Origin of the sequence: Gardnerella pickettii, from assembly GCF_029226345.1 — a bacterium.
Lineage (GTDB): Bacteria > Actinomycetota > Actinomycetes > Actinomycetales > Bifidobacteriaceae > Bifidobacterium > Bifidobacterium piotii.
Genome location: NZ_JAKNCU010000001.1, coordinates 1,174,767 through 1,190,056 on the forward strand (window position 1 = coordinate 1,174,767; position 15,290 = coordinate 1,190,056).

The window sequence follows — 15,290 nt, forward strand, 5'->3', positions numbered from 1 at the left end:
AACGTGTAAAAGTAGGTAGTTATGAAATTATTAACGCGTATGATCAATTTTTTGCCGCATGATGCCTGGCAGAAAATTGGAATTGGTGTAATCATAAGTTGTACTTTGATTCTTGAAATTTGTTCTTATAATAATCTTCATTACTATTCTAATTGGCATGCAATTACAGTTGAAATAGTATGGATTGTAATATGCTTGTGCATTGCAATATGGCCTCGTAAAGCATCTTTTATTGTGCTCATTTGGATGCCGTTGGTAATTATTGCGCCAAATATCAACTACTCATCTATGATGCTGACCATATTGATCTGTTTGGCAATTGCTGTAATCACTCAGCCTTGGTACACTGTGCTTTCTTCTTGCGGAGTATCTTCATGGTTCTTTATTATCTGCGATTTTCAAAACGCTCATATGTTAGCGTGGTGGCTTCTTATCGTTCTTATTTCTAGCGCAATCGTAAAATACTATATTTCTACTATTCACCAACAGCAGGAACAGTTATTTGCACAGCGTTACAACGTTTTTCAAAAATATGCCACTATTGCCGCAATTCGCATGCACGATGAAGTAACTAATGAACTTTCCAGCATTATGATGATGGCTCAACAATCTATTGAACCTCAAACGACTCATGACCAAGAGCATGAAAATTCGCGAGAGATTCTTCAACGTGCTACTACAACTGTTCATAGAGCACGTAATATCATTTCTCTTCTTGACAATGCTACAACTGCAAGCACTGGCGATGTTATGCAATCGACTACATGTTATGAAGATTTTTGTACAGGATTACGCGTTTTATTTGATGGTGAGCAAAAGTCATTTGAGAAGCTTGGCTATATTGGTTCCATTGACTTGAATAGTGATTTAGCTGCTGAAGATTCGAAATCAACGCATTTGCCTTTTGAAGAATGTGCTCAAATTGAGTATATTTGCCGAGAACTGCTTGCGAACGTAAAAAAGCACGCTGCAAAGCCTAAAGAATACGCCATGAATGTAATGCTTAATGACCATGAATGTCATATTACGTGTATAAATAGTGCGCAACGCGGTATTCTTGCTAACTTGCAATTAGGATATGGACTGCGTTTTCATAAGATGCTTGCGGAACGCGTTGGTGGAACTTTTAAAGTTATTGAAGATGGCGATTCGTGGATTATTAATGTACACGTTCCGCTTCATGTAGAGAAATAGCCATTGTGCAAGATACTTATTGTGCTTTCTTGCGCGTTAATCGAGTATTTGGACGTGTCTGCTGCATGGCAGATGCAAGTAGGCGGTTAATTTGCAATGCAGAATGCTGTTTCGTTGCTATGTTATACACGTTATCGTGGCAGTTTTTGCTAATTTTGCGATTTTTGCCACGATAACGCATGATTTGAGTGATGCTAGTTTAGTGGAATAACAACATTGACCAGCCAAGTGTCGTCATCTTTTTGCGCGCTTAAAGATCCACCTAAACGTTCCACAGATTTTTTGTGGAATAGTAGCCCTTTGCCAAAAACAAGCCTTTCACCAAACTTATTCAACGTCGAAATCGAATTCATACACATTATTTTGCATTCGCGCTCATCAACCGTAACATTCATAGAAAAATCAACGCTAGTATTGCAATGCTTGCGAATATTAGTAAGCAGCTCGCTGCACATGCGAATAGCACATTGAGCTTTTTCGGCATCAACTATTGCAGATGCAGCAAAATCGTTACTTACCGAACTTTCATCATTTACTGTTAGAGAGCCATAGTACCCAAGCTGCTCACAAATCTTACGTTCAGCCTGTAAGCGCGCGCGAATATTGCATAAGAAATCAGCCAAAGTCATGCAATCATTACCATTAGAACCATAAACGAACTGCGTGCTAGCAATACTAGCAATATTTGAATCTAAAGAATCATCATACTTATGCTCAGCTTGCTCAAGTAGATTAATAACAAGTCGCGTTTTAGAAAGCGCATTACGAGAATGCTCAACAATCTGCTCTAGCGACTCTTTTGTATGATCACTTTTCTCGGCATACAAAGCATCAGTCGCAAGCAATGTAATATCCGTAATCTCATTGTTCACATCGTCGTGCAATTGCAATGCAACAGAAGCAATATAAGACTGGAACTCACTGCGCACAATATCCATTTTTGCGCGATTATTTTCTTCCAACATGTTCAAATACTTGCGCAAAGCGTAACCGCAAATCATGGAAATAAGAATAAAACAAGGGAAAGTAAGCGGAATGTACGCCATTTTTGCAAAGTACATAATATTCAGCGAAACTATGTACGCACAAAGCAAATACTTCCACGAATCATAAAAGCCTGCAACAAGCATGCTAGCGAGCAGCGCAAAAAACACGCAGGTTGCATTTACGCCTGGTACTGCTAACGTTACGCAATATAAAATCGGAGTTACGAGGGATATTTGACGCGGAAAAGCAATCATAAGAAAAGTTGCAAACATCCAAATGTATTGGCACGCAGATTGTAATGGGTTGCGCCACAACCAAGCTGTATTGCAAGATTGCACATCCATTGACACTACAAGAATCGCCAATATTATGAATAAAGTTCGCTGAATTTTCCAGCTTTTAACCAACTCAATAACACGCGAAAATGTTTTCATTAACATGCGCTATCCGTTTCTTGAGAAGGATTCGGGTGATTTTGCGTCGAATCATAAGCATATTGCAGATTGCTAGCTTGCTCACGATTTTGCATTGCAGCAAATGCGGATATTGCTTGCACGCGGTTAGAAACGTGCAATTTTTTGTAAATCCTATGAATATGCGTGTTAATAGTGTTTGGCATAAGACCAAGTTGAGCCGCAATCTGATTTGTTGTGTAGCCTTTAGCAAGCAAATCCATGATTTTTAGTTCTTGAGGCGGCAAAACGCTGCGCGACCTTGATTTAGAAAGTCTAATAAAAGATTCTTGCGGAGTAGCAAAATCGTAAGCAACATTCTTAACGCAACGGCAGCCATACACGTGCTGATTATCGCAATATTGCAAAGCTTCTGCTAGTCCTTTGAAATTGTCTTTAGCAACCATAGCTTGCCCACCAACTTGCGAAACCATCGAAGCGTAGGATCTACAATCGTACGAAGTCATGCCAATTAAAACAATGCTGTTGTTTTGTTCACGAATTGCGCGTATTACCTCTACTCCAGACATGTCTTTCATTGACATATCTATCAAAATATAATCCGGAGTGGTTTTTGTTACTTGGCAATATTTCAAAGCTTGCACGCCTGATTTTACGCACCATTTGCACACGTACTCGCTTGGCAAAAGCTTGCTGAGCACGTTTCGCATAACCGCTAAAACTAATGGGTCGTTATCTACTATTGCATACGTTTTTGGCATAATGGCTTTCTTGCAATCACACGCTACTTTTCTTATATTCTACTTTATAAACGCGCGCAAAGTAGGGCAAATTGTGTAGTAATAAATGATTACAAGTAATGCACGTAAGTCAAATTTGGTTATAATAAGTAACAATATGTGACTTTTGGTTGCGTTGAAATTCATATTCAATAATGATTGCAGCAGGATTATATGACAAAACGATTAGTAGTATTACACTCCGCAGAAGTAGCTGCGATGGCGCTTGCCTCAACAGCTGCTTTTATGCGTAGCTTTGACTTTTTCGTTTTGTGGCTTGTTCTAGGACTTCTTTCTGTTGCATTGTATTCTTATGCATATTTTTTCTTGCGTAAAAGCGTTATTAAAGAAAAAAATGCGTATATAGAAAATAATATATCTAAGATTGATGGCGATGGCGCTAACAGCATAAGTAGTGATGTTGAGAATACAGAGAACAACAAAGATTACATAATTACGCTTGAGCAAGAACGCAAAAAAGTCGAATCACAAAATAAGCAAATACTCAACAATTACTCAAATAATTTAATAAATATTATTTCATGCTTTATTTGTGGGCTTATTCACGTTCCTTGGATTTATTACTACGGAATTGCAAACGGCGTTTTAACATTGGTGATTTTGTGGCGAGTAATAAAGCGCCCACAAGGTCACCCTATTGATGAAAGCGATTTTTAAAGATTTAAGACTTTAAGGATTTAAGCTTATTGCTGATCTTCCATTGAAAGATTTAATCCTTTTGCAGCATTGCGAAAATATTCTATGTGATCGCCATAACCGTCTGCAATAATAGCATCCTCTTTTACAACAAAAGAGCCATTTTCTAGCACAATATATTTTGTAAAGAATTCTTCTAATTGCTTAGCTAATTCATCAATTTCATCTTGCGAAAGCTCTTCGCTACTATTTTCCGCAAAGTTATCTTCCTGCTTTTGAATTTGATTAATGCTATTTTCGCAAACTTTTCCTATTTTGTTTACGTTATCTTCTGGCTGCCAAGAGTTTATGCCAAAATCACTCATGCTTACACTACCAATATTTGCGCTACTCATGTTTGTATCTCCTTGTATTTGTAATATATTCACAACTTATATTCGCAACACATATTTTCAATATATTTGTGCGTTGCTTTAAGTCTAATTACAAACATTTTCCGTGCAATCTTGAGTACTAAGTTCTGAGTACATAGTATTTCTCGAAGACTTGCAGCATTTATACTAGAAATACAAAATGCATACGAACGATAAGCAATGTACATGAATTAGCTACAATGCTCACAAACAAAACAGCAAATTGGAAGGGAAACAACTCATGAGCAAGGACTCTATAAAACTTATTAAAAAAACGCTTATTTGGATTCTTAAGTGGGCAATATTTACAGCAATCGAATTCCTTCTTTTGTACGTTGCGCTTATATCTTGGAATCATGATTTTGCACAGTTCATGAACGAATACAGAAATGCGATTATTCCATTTATGGCAGCAACTGGAGCTATGGCAGCGGCGATGATTCGCGACGAAGGCACTATTCTTGAAGTCAAAGATTAAGGTAGATATGGTACTAAAACGCAATATTGCAAACAATAAGCAATTTATGATATAACTTCGTTACGCCGTGACTGCGCCATATTGCAGGTTTGAGGTTAATCTTCAACACGGCGTCTATTTTTATTATTTCAATTTTCAATAATGCAGCTACCATTAGGCACGGCGACTACTCCGAATCCTTCCGCCTTACCTTGACTATTTCTACGAACGTTATTTCTTATCATATTATAAAAAGTTGAATCTCTTTTAGAGCATTTTCTATAAACTGCTCCTGCAACTAAATCTGCAAACTGTACACCTACGCTGTGATGCGAAGCTGCTATAAATAATCCTTCAATTAAATTGTTATAATCAGCTCGATGTGAGTCATGATTATTAAGCAGGTCAAAATGGAAATCATCAAGTTGCTTATTTTGCTTACTATTACGAGCATCAATAACTATCATTCCGTAAATTAGATTATGTAAATATTTATGAGCTATTGTGTTTAATACAAATACGAGTATACTTTTACCTTCTACGGGTATAGTGTAGAGATTGTACTAATACGATGCATTAACTAATGCCAAACTTCAGCAGATAATATGGAGCTAACAATGAGAAGAAATAATAAATATAAAGGCATGCGCATACTTACTGCTTCAACTATCATTGCAGCAATGTCGCTACTTTCTGTATATCCAATAAGTGCATTAGCTGTTACCCCCCCCCCATCAACAGAAGTAACCGTAACTAACCCAGCTCCAAAAACACAACTTGTTGTAGATGGCACAAACGGATCAGACACAAACGATGGATCTGAAAGTAAGCCATTAAAAACTATTCAAAAAGCTCTTGAAAAAGCCACACAAAAACCTGCAAATATCAACATTAAAGGCAATTTTTCACTTAATGCACCTATAGAAATTCCACAAGGCATTACACTTTCTATCGATAAATCCGGCGCCACAATAACAGGCTCGAATAGTGCCAACGATGGAATCACGCTGAAATCTGGTTCCACACTTCGCGGTGACGGCGAATTGAAAATGACTGCGTTTAAGGTAGCACTTACAGCAGAAGAAGGCTCTCTTATTACGGACGGCACATACAATTTCAAAGATAACGGAGTAAAAGACAGTAACGGAATCTACCTTGCGGGAACAGTAAAAGGTACAAGCAAAGATAAATTAACAATTACTGCTGACGACAACTGTGATACAGATTTTTATGCTGATGGTATTACTTTCGAAAACGCTACTATTAACGTTAAATCACAAATTCGCACATGGTTTGATGCAAGAGATTTAACTTTGAAGAATTCTTCACTTACTGTAGCAGGCTTTGGAATGTCATACTACGTAAACAAATTAAACATGGATAATTCGGAGTTTGTGATTAATAAAATTGGTTGGAGGCACTCAACTGGTTTAACAATTCAAGGCGACTCAACTGTTACCAATAATTCACGAATTGTTGCGAATGCAGGATCTACAGCAGGCATTTCCGTTGGAATATCAAACGGAAAATTAACTGTTACCAACTCTACTCTTGAATTTAATAATGGTGGCACTGGCGGCTTAAATGTAAATACCGGAAAAGTAATTATCTCCGATTCTACAATCAAAGGCAATGGAAAAAATAGTGGAGCGCTTTTTGGAGCTCAGGAAAACGGATCTATTGAACTTAGAGAAGACTGCTTAATAGATAGCCCGGCAATCAAAAATGCAGATGGTGGAGCTGGAACAGGAAATAGCTATGTTGTTACTGGAGGCTCGCACATGGTTACATATGCTCCTGATTATCACAGCAACAGGGGAAGCACTGTTCCTGTAAACGGTAAAGAAAACGGTAATGAAAGGCTAAGTCTCTTTACTCTTGCTGATAGTTCTGTAAATGAGATAAAACCAATTAACAAAAATGGAAATGCCTACATATACTCAGTTAAAAAAGCTTCTAAAGATAACAAAAAGCACGTATGGGTTCCAGCAGCAAAAGTGACATTCGAGCTCAATGATACAAATGCTGAGGATTCTAAAAAAGCTAAAGAAGCTATATTCTCTGACTCTTCAACTAAAGCAAAAGAATCCCTTGCCGTACGAGGTTACGCATTAAACTTTGCAAAAACAGTGGCAGGAGGAAGTACTGAAGTACCAGCAAATCCAATTGCTCCTGGATATAAGTTCCTCGGGTGGTTCTTCAAGAACGCTGAGAATAAAGAGCAACAATTTACTGAAAGTATGCCTATAACAAGCGACACAACAGTGTATGCAAAATGGGAAAAAGATGCCTCATCTTATGCTGTTCGCTACCATAATTGCGCTCAAGATGATGCAACATACCTTGTTAGTGAAACTAACCCAAAACGCACCAGCAAAGTTCTTTCATTCGACGAAGTTATTAAGAATAATGCAAAATTTGCCCGCGAAGGAATGGTCTTCAAAGGTTGGACCACAGAGAAAAACGGCAAAGGCAAGACTGTAAAAGCAGGTAGCAATATTGCTATAGCGAAGAATAAAAACTTAATTGACTTATATGCAAATTGGGAAGAAAAAGAATTTACAGTAAAATTCTCAGCAAACGGCGGAACTTTCTCCGATAGCAGTATTTTTAAGAAAAATACAAAAGTATTTGAGATTAAAAAAGATGAGCACGGTGGAGATGTTGCTGTTGTTAAGAAAACAGCAAAATTTAGCGAAAACAAGACGCTAATCAATCTTATTAAAAGTTTGGATGATAATGTCAATATAGACACACCTGGCATTAGTGGCAAAGCAAGTTCCGATTCAGATGCAAATTATACGAATCTTGCCACGCGCAAATATTATCATTTAATAAATGAGAAAAAAGAAAACTCACTCTTTGGCTATGTGTATAGCACAGATTACTACTACTGGTTCAAAGACAAGGATGGAACAGAAAAAGCTACTATTGACAATGATCCAAAAGTGAACGATGATCTTACCTTCTACCTTAAGTGGAAGATTGATCCAAGCATTGAACACATACAGCAGGAGAATATTAATCTTCCTGCAGATTTATTAACTGGCGATAACACAGCAACTACAGCATACAAAGTTACACCAGGACAAACTATTGATTTCACTGGCACAATCACAGCTTCAGTAGTAAAAGACCAAATGAAAGCGATAGAAAATAAATTTAACAAAGTAAAAGCGACAGATTATAGCAATATTGCTCTAAGCGATATGACATCTTCTTTCATGGCTACATTTACTATCCCAGACAGTTTAACGCTGCCTGAAAATATCACAAAAAATACGCTTAAGCTCGATGGATTCTCAGATACTTTTGCTATCCAGGATGTGCAAGTTAAAGACAAAACTGTAACAGTTACTATTAATTTGAAATCTGGTATTAAAACGTATGCGGAATTACAGACAGCAGTACAAACAAATCTTGGCGACGCAATGAAAATCACTATTCCGGGAATAAAGATAAACCAAGATTTCTCCGGAAAAGCTACAATTGTTGGAACCGTATCGGGCTCATTCCACGCAGCTGCAACATTTAATGGAACAACAAAATTATTTGACTTTACTTGGAACGGCTCGCAAACAAGCGAAGGGAAAAACTCTGACGCAGCAGCAGGCGCTAATGATATTTCTCTCACAGTAGAATATAATCCTCCAACTCCTCCAACTCCGCCGACACCCCCAACACCGCCAGCACCAGTTCCTGAACCAACGCCTGTTCCAGAACCAACGCCTGTTCCAGAACCTACACCCGTTCCAGAACCAACCCCAGAACAAACACCATGGCCAAAATATAAGCCGACGCCAGAAAAAACACCAAACCCTGCGCCACAACCAAAAGAAAATCCGAATAATAAAATTGCAGAAAAACGCAAACACGATAATAACCAACTTCCAAAAACAGGAAGCGAAATATTACTAACTGCCTTTGCTGCGATTGCAATATTCGGACTTGCTGTAGTAATAGCAAAATTAAAGCGCATAAAAATAAATAAGCAATAATTTCATAAAAAATAAACAAAATAGGGGTTAGTATTGTAAACAACTGCAGTACTAACCCCTATTAATACACACAAATATTCAACAATATAATCACGGTTATATTAAAAATTAAGGTTGCTGTAAATTATTTTGCGGATTGAATTGAGGCCTCTTGACGAGCAACGTCAAGCGCTTTGTTGAAGGCATCACTAGTCCAACTTGCTCCAGCAACAACCGAGATATGCAAATCTTTCAACGGCTTTCCAACGATTTTACCTGGAATAGCCTCGCTAAAAGCGCTCATGTGTTTTTTGGAGATTGGCGTAAACGGGTGAGGCGTAATTTCAACACTACTCACATTGCCGCTTGCAACGCTTAAATTCACATCAATACTGTCTTCTGCAACTGGGCCATACGTAGCTTTGATTTTGTAATCGCCATCTTTGTAGTTGCCAGTATCGGTTTTAGATTGGTTTTTAGAGTCCCCAGAATCTTCACTTTGCGCAGAAGCGTGCGATTGTTGAGCGCCAGAATCGTAAGACTTCGAAGCATTGCCACTATCGTTTTCGCTTTGACCAGAATTACCAGCAAACTCATCATTCATTGGAACAGCGCTCGGCTCACCGCAAGATGCAAGAAAAGCACTTGAACTAGCCAAAACCGCAATCGCAGCAACCGTTTTTGCAATTTTTTTAGACTTCAAATCATCACGCAAATTATTGCAGCGTGAAACATTATGAAACATATTATCTGAAACCATAAAATCATCGCCTTTAAATCTTAAATTAAAACTATGAGCAACTAATCATCTAAAAACTAATCATCTAAATTCGCTAATTTAGGCGACTTAGTAGGCTCATGATTTTGCAAAGATTGCGCAACGCTTTCATCAACATGCGCACTCGTAAACGCAGGCTTGCCACCAATCGCCTCGTACGCTTTGCGCGCATCCTCATTATTCCAACGCTCCCCAACAAGCACACCGTGGTTGAGCATAATTTCACGATCCGCGCATTGAGCTACCAAAGAATCATGCGTTACAACAATAATCGTAGTGCCTTGCTTGTGCAGCTGCTTAAACAAATCGAGCACAATCTGCTCATTTTTTTCGTCCAAATTACCAGTCGGCTCATCCGCAAGAAGCAACTTCGGGCAGTTAATAAGCGCACGCGCAACGCACACGCGCTGCTGCTCACCGCCAGAAAGCTGGCTTGGTAAATGGTGAGCGCGATCCTTTAATCCAACTCGCTCCAAGGCTTCCATTGCTTGCGATTCATCTACAACTGAATGATAATATTGCGCAACCATCACGTTTTCAACTGCTGTTAAATGTGGCACAAGATAAAACTTTTGAAACACAAGGCCGATTACGTTTTTGCGAACGTCTGCAAGCTGGCCCGCGTTCAAATCCTCGAGTTTGCGGCCTTGCAAAGCAACGGAGCCTTTAGACGGCGAATCCATGCACCCAATAATGTTCATTAGCGTAGTTTTGCCAGAGCCGCTCGAGCCAACAATCGAAAGCCACTCGCCTTGCGGCACAGTAAGCGACAAATCGTCAACAGCGCGAAGAGAGCCGTAAATCTTGGAAACGTGGTCCAAAGTCAACAGCATTTCTGGCTCAGTTTTTGTGCTCTCCAGCTTAGTTTCTTTATTCTCTGTCATATTAAATCCTTAACCAATCACTCTAAAATCACTATAAAAGCTATTCTTCTCGAAGCACAATCGCAGGGTCGATTTTTGAAGCGCGCAAAACAGGCGGCAACGCAGCAACGCAAGACGCTGCAACGCTAAACACAATAGAAAACGCCACCAGCCACCAATTCACGCTCAAATCTCGCGCAAACACCATTGACGCAAGCAATCGCGCAAATCCATACCCTACTGCCGTACCAGCGATTCCGCCAATAAAACCATAAAGCCCAGATTCCGCAGTGAACTCAATGCCAATGCTCTTAGCGCTCGCACCCAAAGCTTTGCGCAAGCCAATCTCATTTCGGCGCTGCTGCACAATCGAAGAAATCGTAGTGCTTACGCCAACCATCATCAACGCAAGAACAACCAGCGAAACAATCCAAAATAGGCTGCGAAGCATAGCAATAATGCCAGTATCTGCCGCTGTAACTTTAGTAACTTGTTGCGCACGAACACGCATAGAAGTCATATCGTTAATGCTGCGCACAACCGCATCTACGTTCGGCGCAGAAGACGAGTAAGCAATCACGTCCGCGCCACGCTTAACGCCTGTAAGCACACGCAAATCCGCGTTAGTTGCGTAAAGCATGGAATCTTCGGCGTCTCCCGTGTCTAAAATGCCGCAAACGCGGAAAGTTGTGCCGTGAGTATCCATAATATCTGTGGAAACTCTGCCTTCAACAAGCTTATTTTGGGAAGATTTTTGTGCAGGCTTATGCGAATCCGAGGAATTATCGCCAGCGCGATACGCGATTGCAATGCGCGAGCCAATCTTCAAGCCCATAGCAAAAGACACATCTCGCCCAACCATAACGTTTCCACTGCTAGGCCAAGCGCCATCCACATTCCAATGCTTATTAAGCGACTTAACAGCGGAAACATCTACTCCAGCAAGCACGTACGGAGCCGCATTAATGCGCACATTTTCGTAACGGTACGTAGCAGATCGCATAGCGCCTTTTGCAAGAACCATGTCGTTAGTGTGCAAAACCATTGCGCGATCAATGCCATTCTTCCACTCGCCTGCAAGCGGCGTCACAATAATATTCGCTCCATACGCGCGCATTTCGTCACTCATTTGTTGAGGAACAACAATGCAAATTGCAGCCAAACAAAACAGCGTTGCAGCACCAACAAGAGTTGCAACTACTGCCATAAGCGCACGCGACTTTCGGCGAAAAACCGCGCCAAAAAGCATAGTTGCAAACATTGCGCTATTAGAAGTCATACCAGAACCAGATTTAACGCCCATGAAGCACCTCCGCAGGACGCACATGCAAAATAGAGCGAATAGAAGAGCCAGCGGCAGCAAGAACAGTAATCGCAAGAAGAACAAACACCAGCACAAACACCATTGGTCGAAGCGAAATCGCAGAACCAAACACGCCAAATCCAATCACTTGCGCAACTCCAAAGCCTGCAATCATGCCAATTAGCGCACCAACGCACGCAATAACCGCTGTTTCCATAAGCATTAGCCGCGCAACAGCGCCATCGCGCGCACCCAGCGCCTTGAGCAGCGCAAGCTCCCCCGAGCGCTCCGAAATCGCAGCTGCCATAAGATTCGCAACCGCAACAGCCGCCGCAACCAAGCTAAGCGCCGTCATAAGCACCATCACAGCGCGCGTCTTGTTAAGCACGCTGCCTTGCATAGCCGAAACTTGCCGCACTTGCTTTGCAACAGCTCCTGGAATCACTTCTTCAATTTGGTAAGTAATCGAGCTTGGGTAGGCTGTGCAATACCACGTCTCCCACTCTTCTTGGCTAAGAGCCGCTGGATTCTTCGCCGCTTTACGCGCTAAATCGTTTTCTGGCGTAGTCAATGCTTTAACTTCAATCGCCTCAACCATATTTGGCTTGTTTGAAAGGCGTTGTGCCTGGCTGGAATCCGCGTAAATCGCGTTATTGTCACTATCTCCAGAATCGTAGATGCCAACAATTTTAAGTGAGATTTGTCTGCCAGAACGAGTTAGTTTTATTAGCTGACCAACTTTTAAATTATGACTTTTAGCAAGATTTGTGCCAACAGCGGCCTCGTGCTTAAAATCGCGCGGGAATCTGCCTTCAAGCATCTTCCACCAAGACCGCATTCCTTGCACGCCAACAACTGTTGTCTCTCCAGAAGCGAGCGCAAGCTTGCGATTAAACCACGTGCCAACAATCGGAACTACTGAATTAGCAGATTTAGTGGAATTAGAGGAGTTAGCAGAATTAGCAGATTCGGCAGAAGAATTTGCCTTAAGATTTGCGTAAATCGTTAGTTTTGGCGCAAAATTCGTTATGTTAAACGCCCAAAAAATCATTTTGATTTTTGCAGCATCCGATTCCTTCAAAAAAGCGGTAGATTCTTGACTTTCAGCATCCGCCAAAGTTTGAGAAGATTGAGAAGATTGAGAATTACTATAAGCCGACTTTGTGCGAGACGCATACAAGTCGTTCACAACAGCATTCGACTTAGGCTGAACAATAATATTGGATCCGTAAGAGCTAAGCTCCGCGTTAATTTTGTCTCCAACGTCGTAAACAACGCTAAGCATTGCAACGCTTACACACGCACTCAAGCACACAACAATCGCTATAAGAACTCGCTTTTTAATCTGCCTTGCAAGAGATCGCGCAATCATTCGAATCATAAACATTTGCAAGCACTCCTACTTAAAGTGCGAGCTAAGCACGTCTAAATCGGCTGTGTGAATGGTAATTTTGCCACCACCAGCCTTGTATGGGAATGGAATCGGGTTGCATCCGCCCTTAAAACCAATAGTCGCCAAATTTATTGCAACATCGCATTTTCGGCATATTATCTTGCCGTCTTTTTCGTAGTAGCCTGCGTCTCCACAATTTTCGCAAGCGTCCAAGCCCACTCCATACGCTCCACCATTTTTCTTGATGATTATAAAGCGCATAACAGTGCCATCTTTAGCTTTGTATTGGAATCTATGCAAGTGGCCATCGCTAATTTGCACAAAGTTGATTGTTGCTACGCCATCATGCAACTCGTACGGTTCTGGTGGCGTAAGCGTTGGCTTAATATTCATAAGAGACACGCCAGCAGTAAGCGTAAGTATTACTACGATTGCAGCCATTAGCGCCGCAAGCGCAGACCTTCTAGACTTGCGCTTAAACGCTCGCTTTGCGCGGATTTGTGCAGGATTTTCTCCATCTACAGGCGTCTTAAAACCAATTACAATAGACGCAAATGCAGGAATCAAAAACACGCAAATTTGCGCAATAATCATAAGCGGAGCGTTGTTTATAAGCCAAACAAGAATGCTAAACGAAAAATCGTCTATATACAGCAAAATACTTCCTTGCATAATTTGCAGCAGGGATGTTAAATGCTGAATTAGCAAAATTATTATGCTTAGAATAATCGCGATTCTAAAGGCGACTTTACTGGCGGTTGCGCGCAAAGAACGAACCATAAGACTTATGCAAATCGCAGCAGCCGCGCCAAGAATAAATCCTAGTGCGCGAAGAAGCATGTCGGAAGTAAATGGAGGCGTGCTGGAGTCAACGAAAATCGTAAGCTGCAAAATCACGTCTGGAAGCGCGTAAAACACTGTAAACGCTAGGCAAAGCGCGCCAATTGCATTACTTATGTGCAAGGGCAGCGGATTTTTGCGCCATTTTGCAACCGTTTTGCCAGACGCAGCAACACAAGCGATTGTTGCAATATCTAGCGGAACAGCAATGCAAAGCGCTGGAAGATTCACAAAATTGCGCTGATTAATCACCACGCTTGCGCGCAAAAATGCAAAAACAAGCGCCGCAACTGTTCCAAAAATCAAACCAAAAAGTCGCCAGCGACAGCTGATTGGCTTATCTCGTCCCTCGCCAACGCTTAGCGTTGAGCTTAATCCCATTGTAAGCAGCGCAAGAGGGAGCAGCCCTGGAAGAACTGTAACGAACAGCCTGAGCATGTCTCCCTCCTTTGCTGTTTACATGATTTTTGTTTTTTATTTATACATTATGCATTATTTATACATTATGCATTATTTATTTGTTGTTTTTATTCTTAAAAACTACCACTGGCAAAAACTACCACTGACGTGGAGTGTACTTCCAATCGTCGAATGTAGCGGTAATTGGCTCAGTCCAGAATCGGCCAGTCACGCCCGTAGCAGGATCTACGTGAAGCATCCAACCCTTCTTTTCTGGCGATTCAACAGAAAGCACTAACTTGTAGTTTCCAGCCTTATCGAGCTTAACATTTGCGCCGTAGTGTGGGCCGTCGGAAGCGTTCATTTGCATAAACGTTCCCTTTACAACAGCGTCACCGCTCGCCTTATCAATAATTTGATAATTCACAGTCAAATCTGGAATAAACTCGCCCTTGCCGTAGCCAAGCTGTGTACCTTTCTTGTTTGCGTGAATATCTGCTTCAAGGTGGAAGCTTGCCTCGCTTGCCTTTAAGCCCATGCCTGCTGGAACCATGTCGACTGGCTGGAAGTACACAGCGCCAATCGTAAGCGGGCCAATGTTCTGGTCTTGGTGAGGTCCAACTGGAACCTCTTCAAAGCCCTTGTCTCCGCCCTTATCGTCGGCCTTCTGCTCAGATGATTGTGGCTTTGACGCAGACTTTGCTGCATTTCCGTTTGCGCCACAGCCAGTGAGTGTTAGCATTCCTGCAAGCGCTAAGGCTGCAATTGCCATCATCTTTTTATTCTTCATATCTAACCTTTTCTATTAGTTATTGTTTATTATTGCTTGATTTTTAG

Annotated in this window: 14 protein-coding genes; 4 read left to right on the forward strand and 10 right to left on the reverse strand. The window is 41.0% G+C overall.

What is annotated here, in order from left to right; genetic code table 11:
• Positions 1 to 21 precede the first annotated feature (21 nt).
• Positions 22 to 1,194: a sensor histidine kinase gene (locus tag MAF46_RS04715; protein WP_060785829.1), complete on the forward strand. Its 1,173-nt coding sequence runs from the start codon at positions 22 to 24 to the stop codon at positions 1,192 to 1,194.
• A 194-nt stretch (positions 1,195 to 1,388) separates the two neighbouring features.
• Here the strand turns inward: MAF46_RS04715 and MAF46_RS04720 are convergent, their stop codons facing one another.
• Together MAF46_RS04720 and MAF46_RS04725 are read right to left on the reverse strand one after the other, a co-directional pair.
• Complete coding sequence (locus MAF46_RS04720) at positions 1,389 to 2,621, reverse strand: sensor histidine kinase (protein ID WP_060785828.1); 1,233 nt, start codon at positions 2,619 to 2,621, stop codon at positions 1,389 to 1,391.
• Complete coding sequence (locus tag MAF46_RS04725; RefSeq protein WP_020759145.1) at positions 2,615 to 3,355, reverse strand: response regulator transcription factor; 741 nt, start codon at positions 3,353 to 3,355, stop codon at positions 2,615 to 2,617. The genes MAF46_RS04720 and MAF46_RS04725 overlap by 7 nt, the downstream gene beginning before the upstream one ends.
• 192 nt (positions 3,356 to 3,547) lie before the next feature.
• Here MAF46_RS04725 and MAF46_RS04730 point away from each other — a divergent pair, with 192 nt between their 5' ends.
• Positions 3,548 to 4,051 (forward strand): hypothetical protein, encoded by a 504-nt coding sequence (locus tag MAF46_RS04730; protein ID WP_018631968.1) that lies wholly within the window; start codon positions 3,548 to 3,550, stop codon positions 4,049 to 4,051.
• Positions 4,052 to 4,077: 26 nt separating this feature from the next.
• Here MAF46_RS04730 and MAF46_RS04735 read toward each other — a convergent pair whose 3' ends face one another.
• On the reverse strand, positions 4,078 to 4,425 hold the full coding sequence (locus MAF46_RS04735) for a hypothetical protein (RefSeq protein WP_018631966.1): 348 nt from the start codon (positions 4,423 to 4,425) through the stop codon (positions 4,078 to 4,080).
• 259 nt (positions 4,426 to 4,684) lie between these two features.
• Between MAF46_RS04735 and MAF46_RS04740 the strand changes: the two genes are divergently transcribed.
• Positions 4,685 to 4,921 (forward strand): hypothetical protein, encoded by a 237-nt coding sequence (locus MAF46_RS04740; protein ID WP_032813307.1) that lies wholly within the window; start codon positions 4,685 to 4,687, stop codon positions 4,919 to 4,921.
• Between the two features lie 128 nt (positions 4,922 to 5,049).
• Here the strand turns inward: MAF46_RS04740 and MAF46_RS04745 are convergent, their stop codons facing one another.
• A complete protein-coding gene (locus MAF46_RS04745; protein WP_308299570.1) occupies positions 5,050 to 5,427 on the reverse strand; it encodes a DUF3800 domain-containing protein in 378 nt (125 codons plus the stop codon).
• Between the two features lie 90 nt (positions 5,428 to 5,517).
• Here MAF46_RS04745 and MAF46_RS04750 point away from each other — a divergent pair, with 90 nt between their 5' ends.
• Positions 5,518 to 8,898 carry an InlB B-repeat-containing protein gene (locus MAF46_RS04750; RefSeq protein WP_219722686.1) on the forward strand — a complete coding sequence of 1,127 codons (3,381 nt, stop codon included), beginning with the start codon at positions 5,518 to 5,520 and terminating at the stop codon, positions 8,896 to 8,898.
• Between the two features lie 124 nt (positions 8,899 to 9,022).
• Here MAF46_RS04750 and MAF46_RS04755 read toward each other — a convergent pair whose 3' ends face one another.
• From MAF46_RS04755 to MAF46_RS04780, 6 genes are all read right to left on the reverse strand, one after another.
• Entirely contained in the window at positions 9,023 to 9,637 is a 615-nt protein-coding gene (locus tag MAF46_RS04755; RefSeq protein WP_060785826.1) for an FMN-binding protein, read from the reverse strand.
• Between the two features lie 56 nt (positions 9,638 to 9,693).
• A complete protein-coding gene (locus tag MAF46_RS04760; RefSeq protein ID WP_081090824.1) occupies positions 9,694 to 10,539 on the reverse strand; it encodes an ABC transporter ATP-binding protein in 846 nt (281 codons plus the stop codon).
• A gap of 40 nt (positions 10,540 to 10,579) precedes the next feature.
• A complete protein-coding gene (locus tag MAF46_RS04765) occupies positions 10,580 to 11,821 on the reverse strand; it encodes an ABC transporter permease (RefSeq protein WP_060785825.1) in 1,242 nt (413 codons plus the stop codon).
• Positions 11,811 to 13,208 carry an ABC transporter permease gene (locus tag MAF46_RS04770; protein WP_060785824.1) on the reverse strand — a complete coding sequence of 466 codons (1,398 nt, stop codon included), beginning with the start codon at positions 13,206 to 13,208 and terminating at the stop codon, positions 11,811 to 11,813. Before MAF46_RS04770 ends, MAF46_RS04765 begins: the two co-directional genes overlap by 11 nt.
• Positions 13,209 to 13,220: 12 nt before the next feature.
• Positions 13,221 to 14,492, reverse strand: coding sequence for a DUF2318 domain-containing protein (locus MAF46_RS04775; RefSeq protein WP_060785823.1), 1,272 nt, complete (start codon positions 14,490 to 14,492; stop codon positions 13,221 to 13,223).
• A 118-nt stretch (positions 14,493 to 14,610) separates the two neighbouring features.
• Positions 14,611 to 15,243 carry an iron transporter gene (locus MAF46_RS04780; protein ID WP_060785822.1) on the reverse strand — a complete coding sequence of 211 codons (633 nt, stop codon included), beginning with the start codon at positions 15,241 to 15,243 and terminating at the stop codon, positions 14,611 to 14,613.
• Positions 15,244 to 15,290: the final 47 nt, after the last annotated feature.

Excerpts from the sequence above, each read along its gene's own strand:
- MAF46_RS04715 (WP_060785829.1), top strand. The coding sequence starts at position 22 with ATGAAATTATTAACGCGTATGATCAATTTTTTGCCGCATGATGCCTGG.
- MAF46_RS04720 (WP_060785828.1), bottom strand. The coding sequence starts at position 2,621 with ATGTTAATGAAAACATTTTCGCGTGTTATTGAGTTGGTTAAAAGCTGG.
- MAF46_RS04725 (WP_020759145.1), bottom strand. The coding sequence starts at position 3,355 with ATGCCAAAAACGTATGCAATAGTAGATAACGACCCATTAGTTTTAGCG.
- MAF46_RS04730 (WP_018631968.1), top strand. The coding sequence starts at position 3,548 with ATGACAAAACGATTAGTAGTATTACACTCCGCAGAAGTAGCTGCGATG.
- MAF46_RS04735 (WP_018631966.1), bottom strand. The coding sequence starts at position 4,425 with ATGAGTAGCGCAAATATTGGTAGTGTAAGCATGAGTGATTTTGGCATA.
- MAF46_RS04740 (WP_032813307.1), top strand. The coding sequence starts at position 4,685 with ATGAGCAAGGACTCTATAAAACTTATTAAAAAAACGCTTATTTGGATT.
- MAF46_RS04750 (WP_219722686.1), top strand. The coding sequence starts at position 5,518 with ATGAGAAGAAATAATAAATATAAAGGCATGCGCATACTTACTGCTTCA.
- MAF46_RS04755 (WP_060785826.1), bottom strand. The coding sequence starts at position 9,637 with ATGGTTTCAGATAATATGTTTCATAATGTTTCACGCTGCAATAATTTG.
- MAF46_RS04760 (WP_081090824.1), bottom strand. The coding sequence starts at position 10,539 with ATGACAGAGAATAAAGAAACTAAGCTGGAGAGCACAAAAACTGAGCCA.
- MAF46_RS04765 (WP_060785825.1), bottom strand. The coding sequence starts at position 11,821 with ATGGGCGTTAAATCTGGTTCTGGTATGACTTCTAATAGCGCAATGTTT.
- MAF46_RS04770 (WP_060785824.1), bottom strand. The coding sequence starts at position 13,208 with ATGTTTATGATTCGAATGATTGCGCGATCTCTTGCAAGGCAGATTAAA.
- MAF46_RS04775 (WP_060785823.1), bottom strand. The coding sequence starts at position 14,492 with ATGCTCAGGCTGTTCGTTACAGTTCTTCCAGGGCTGCTCCCTCTTGCG.
- MAF46_RS04780 (WP_060785822.1), bottom strand. The coding sequence starts at position 15,243 with ATGAAGAATAAAAAGATGATGGCAATTGCAGCCTTAGCGCTTGCAGGA.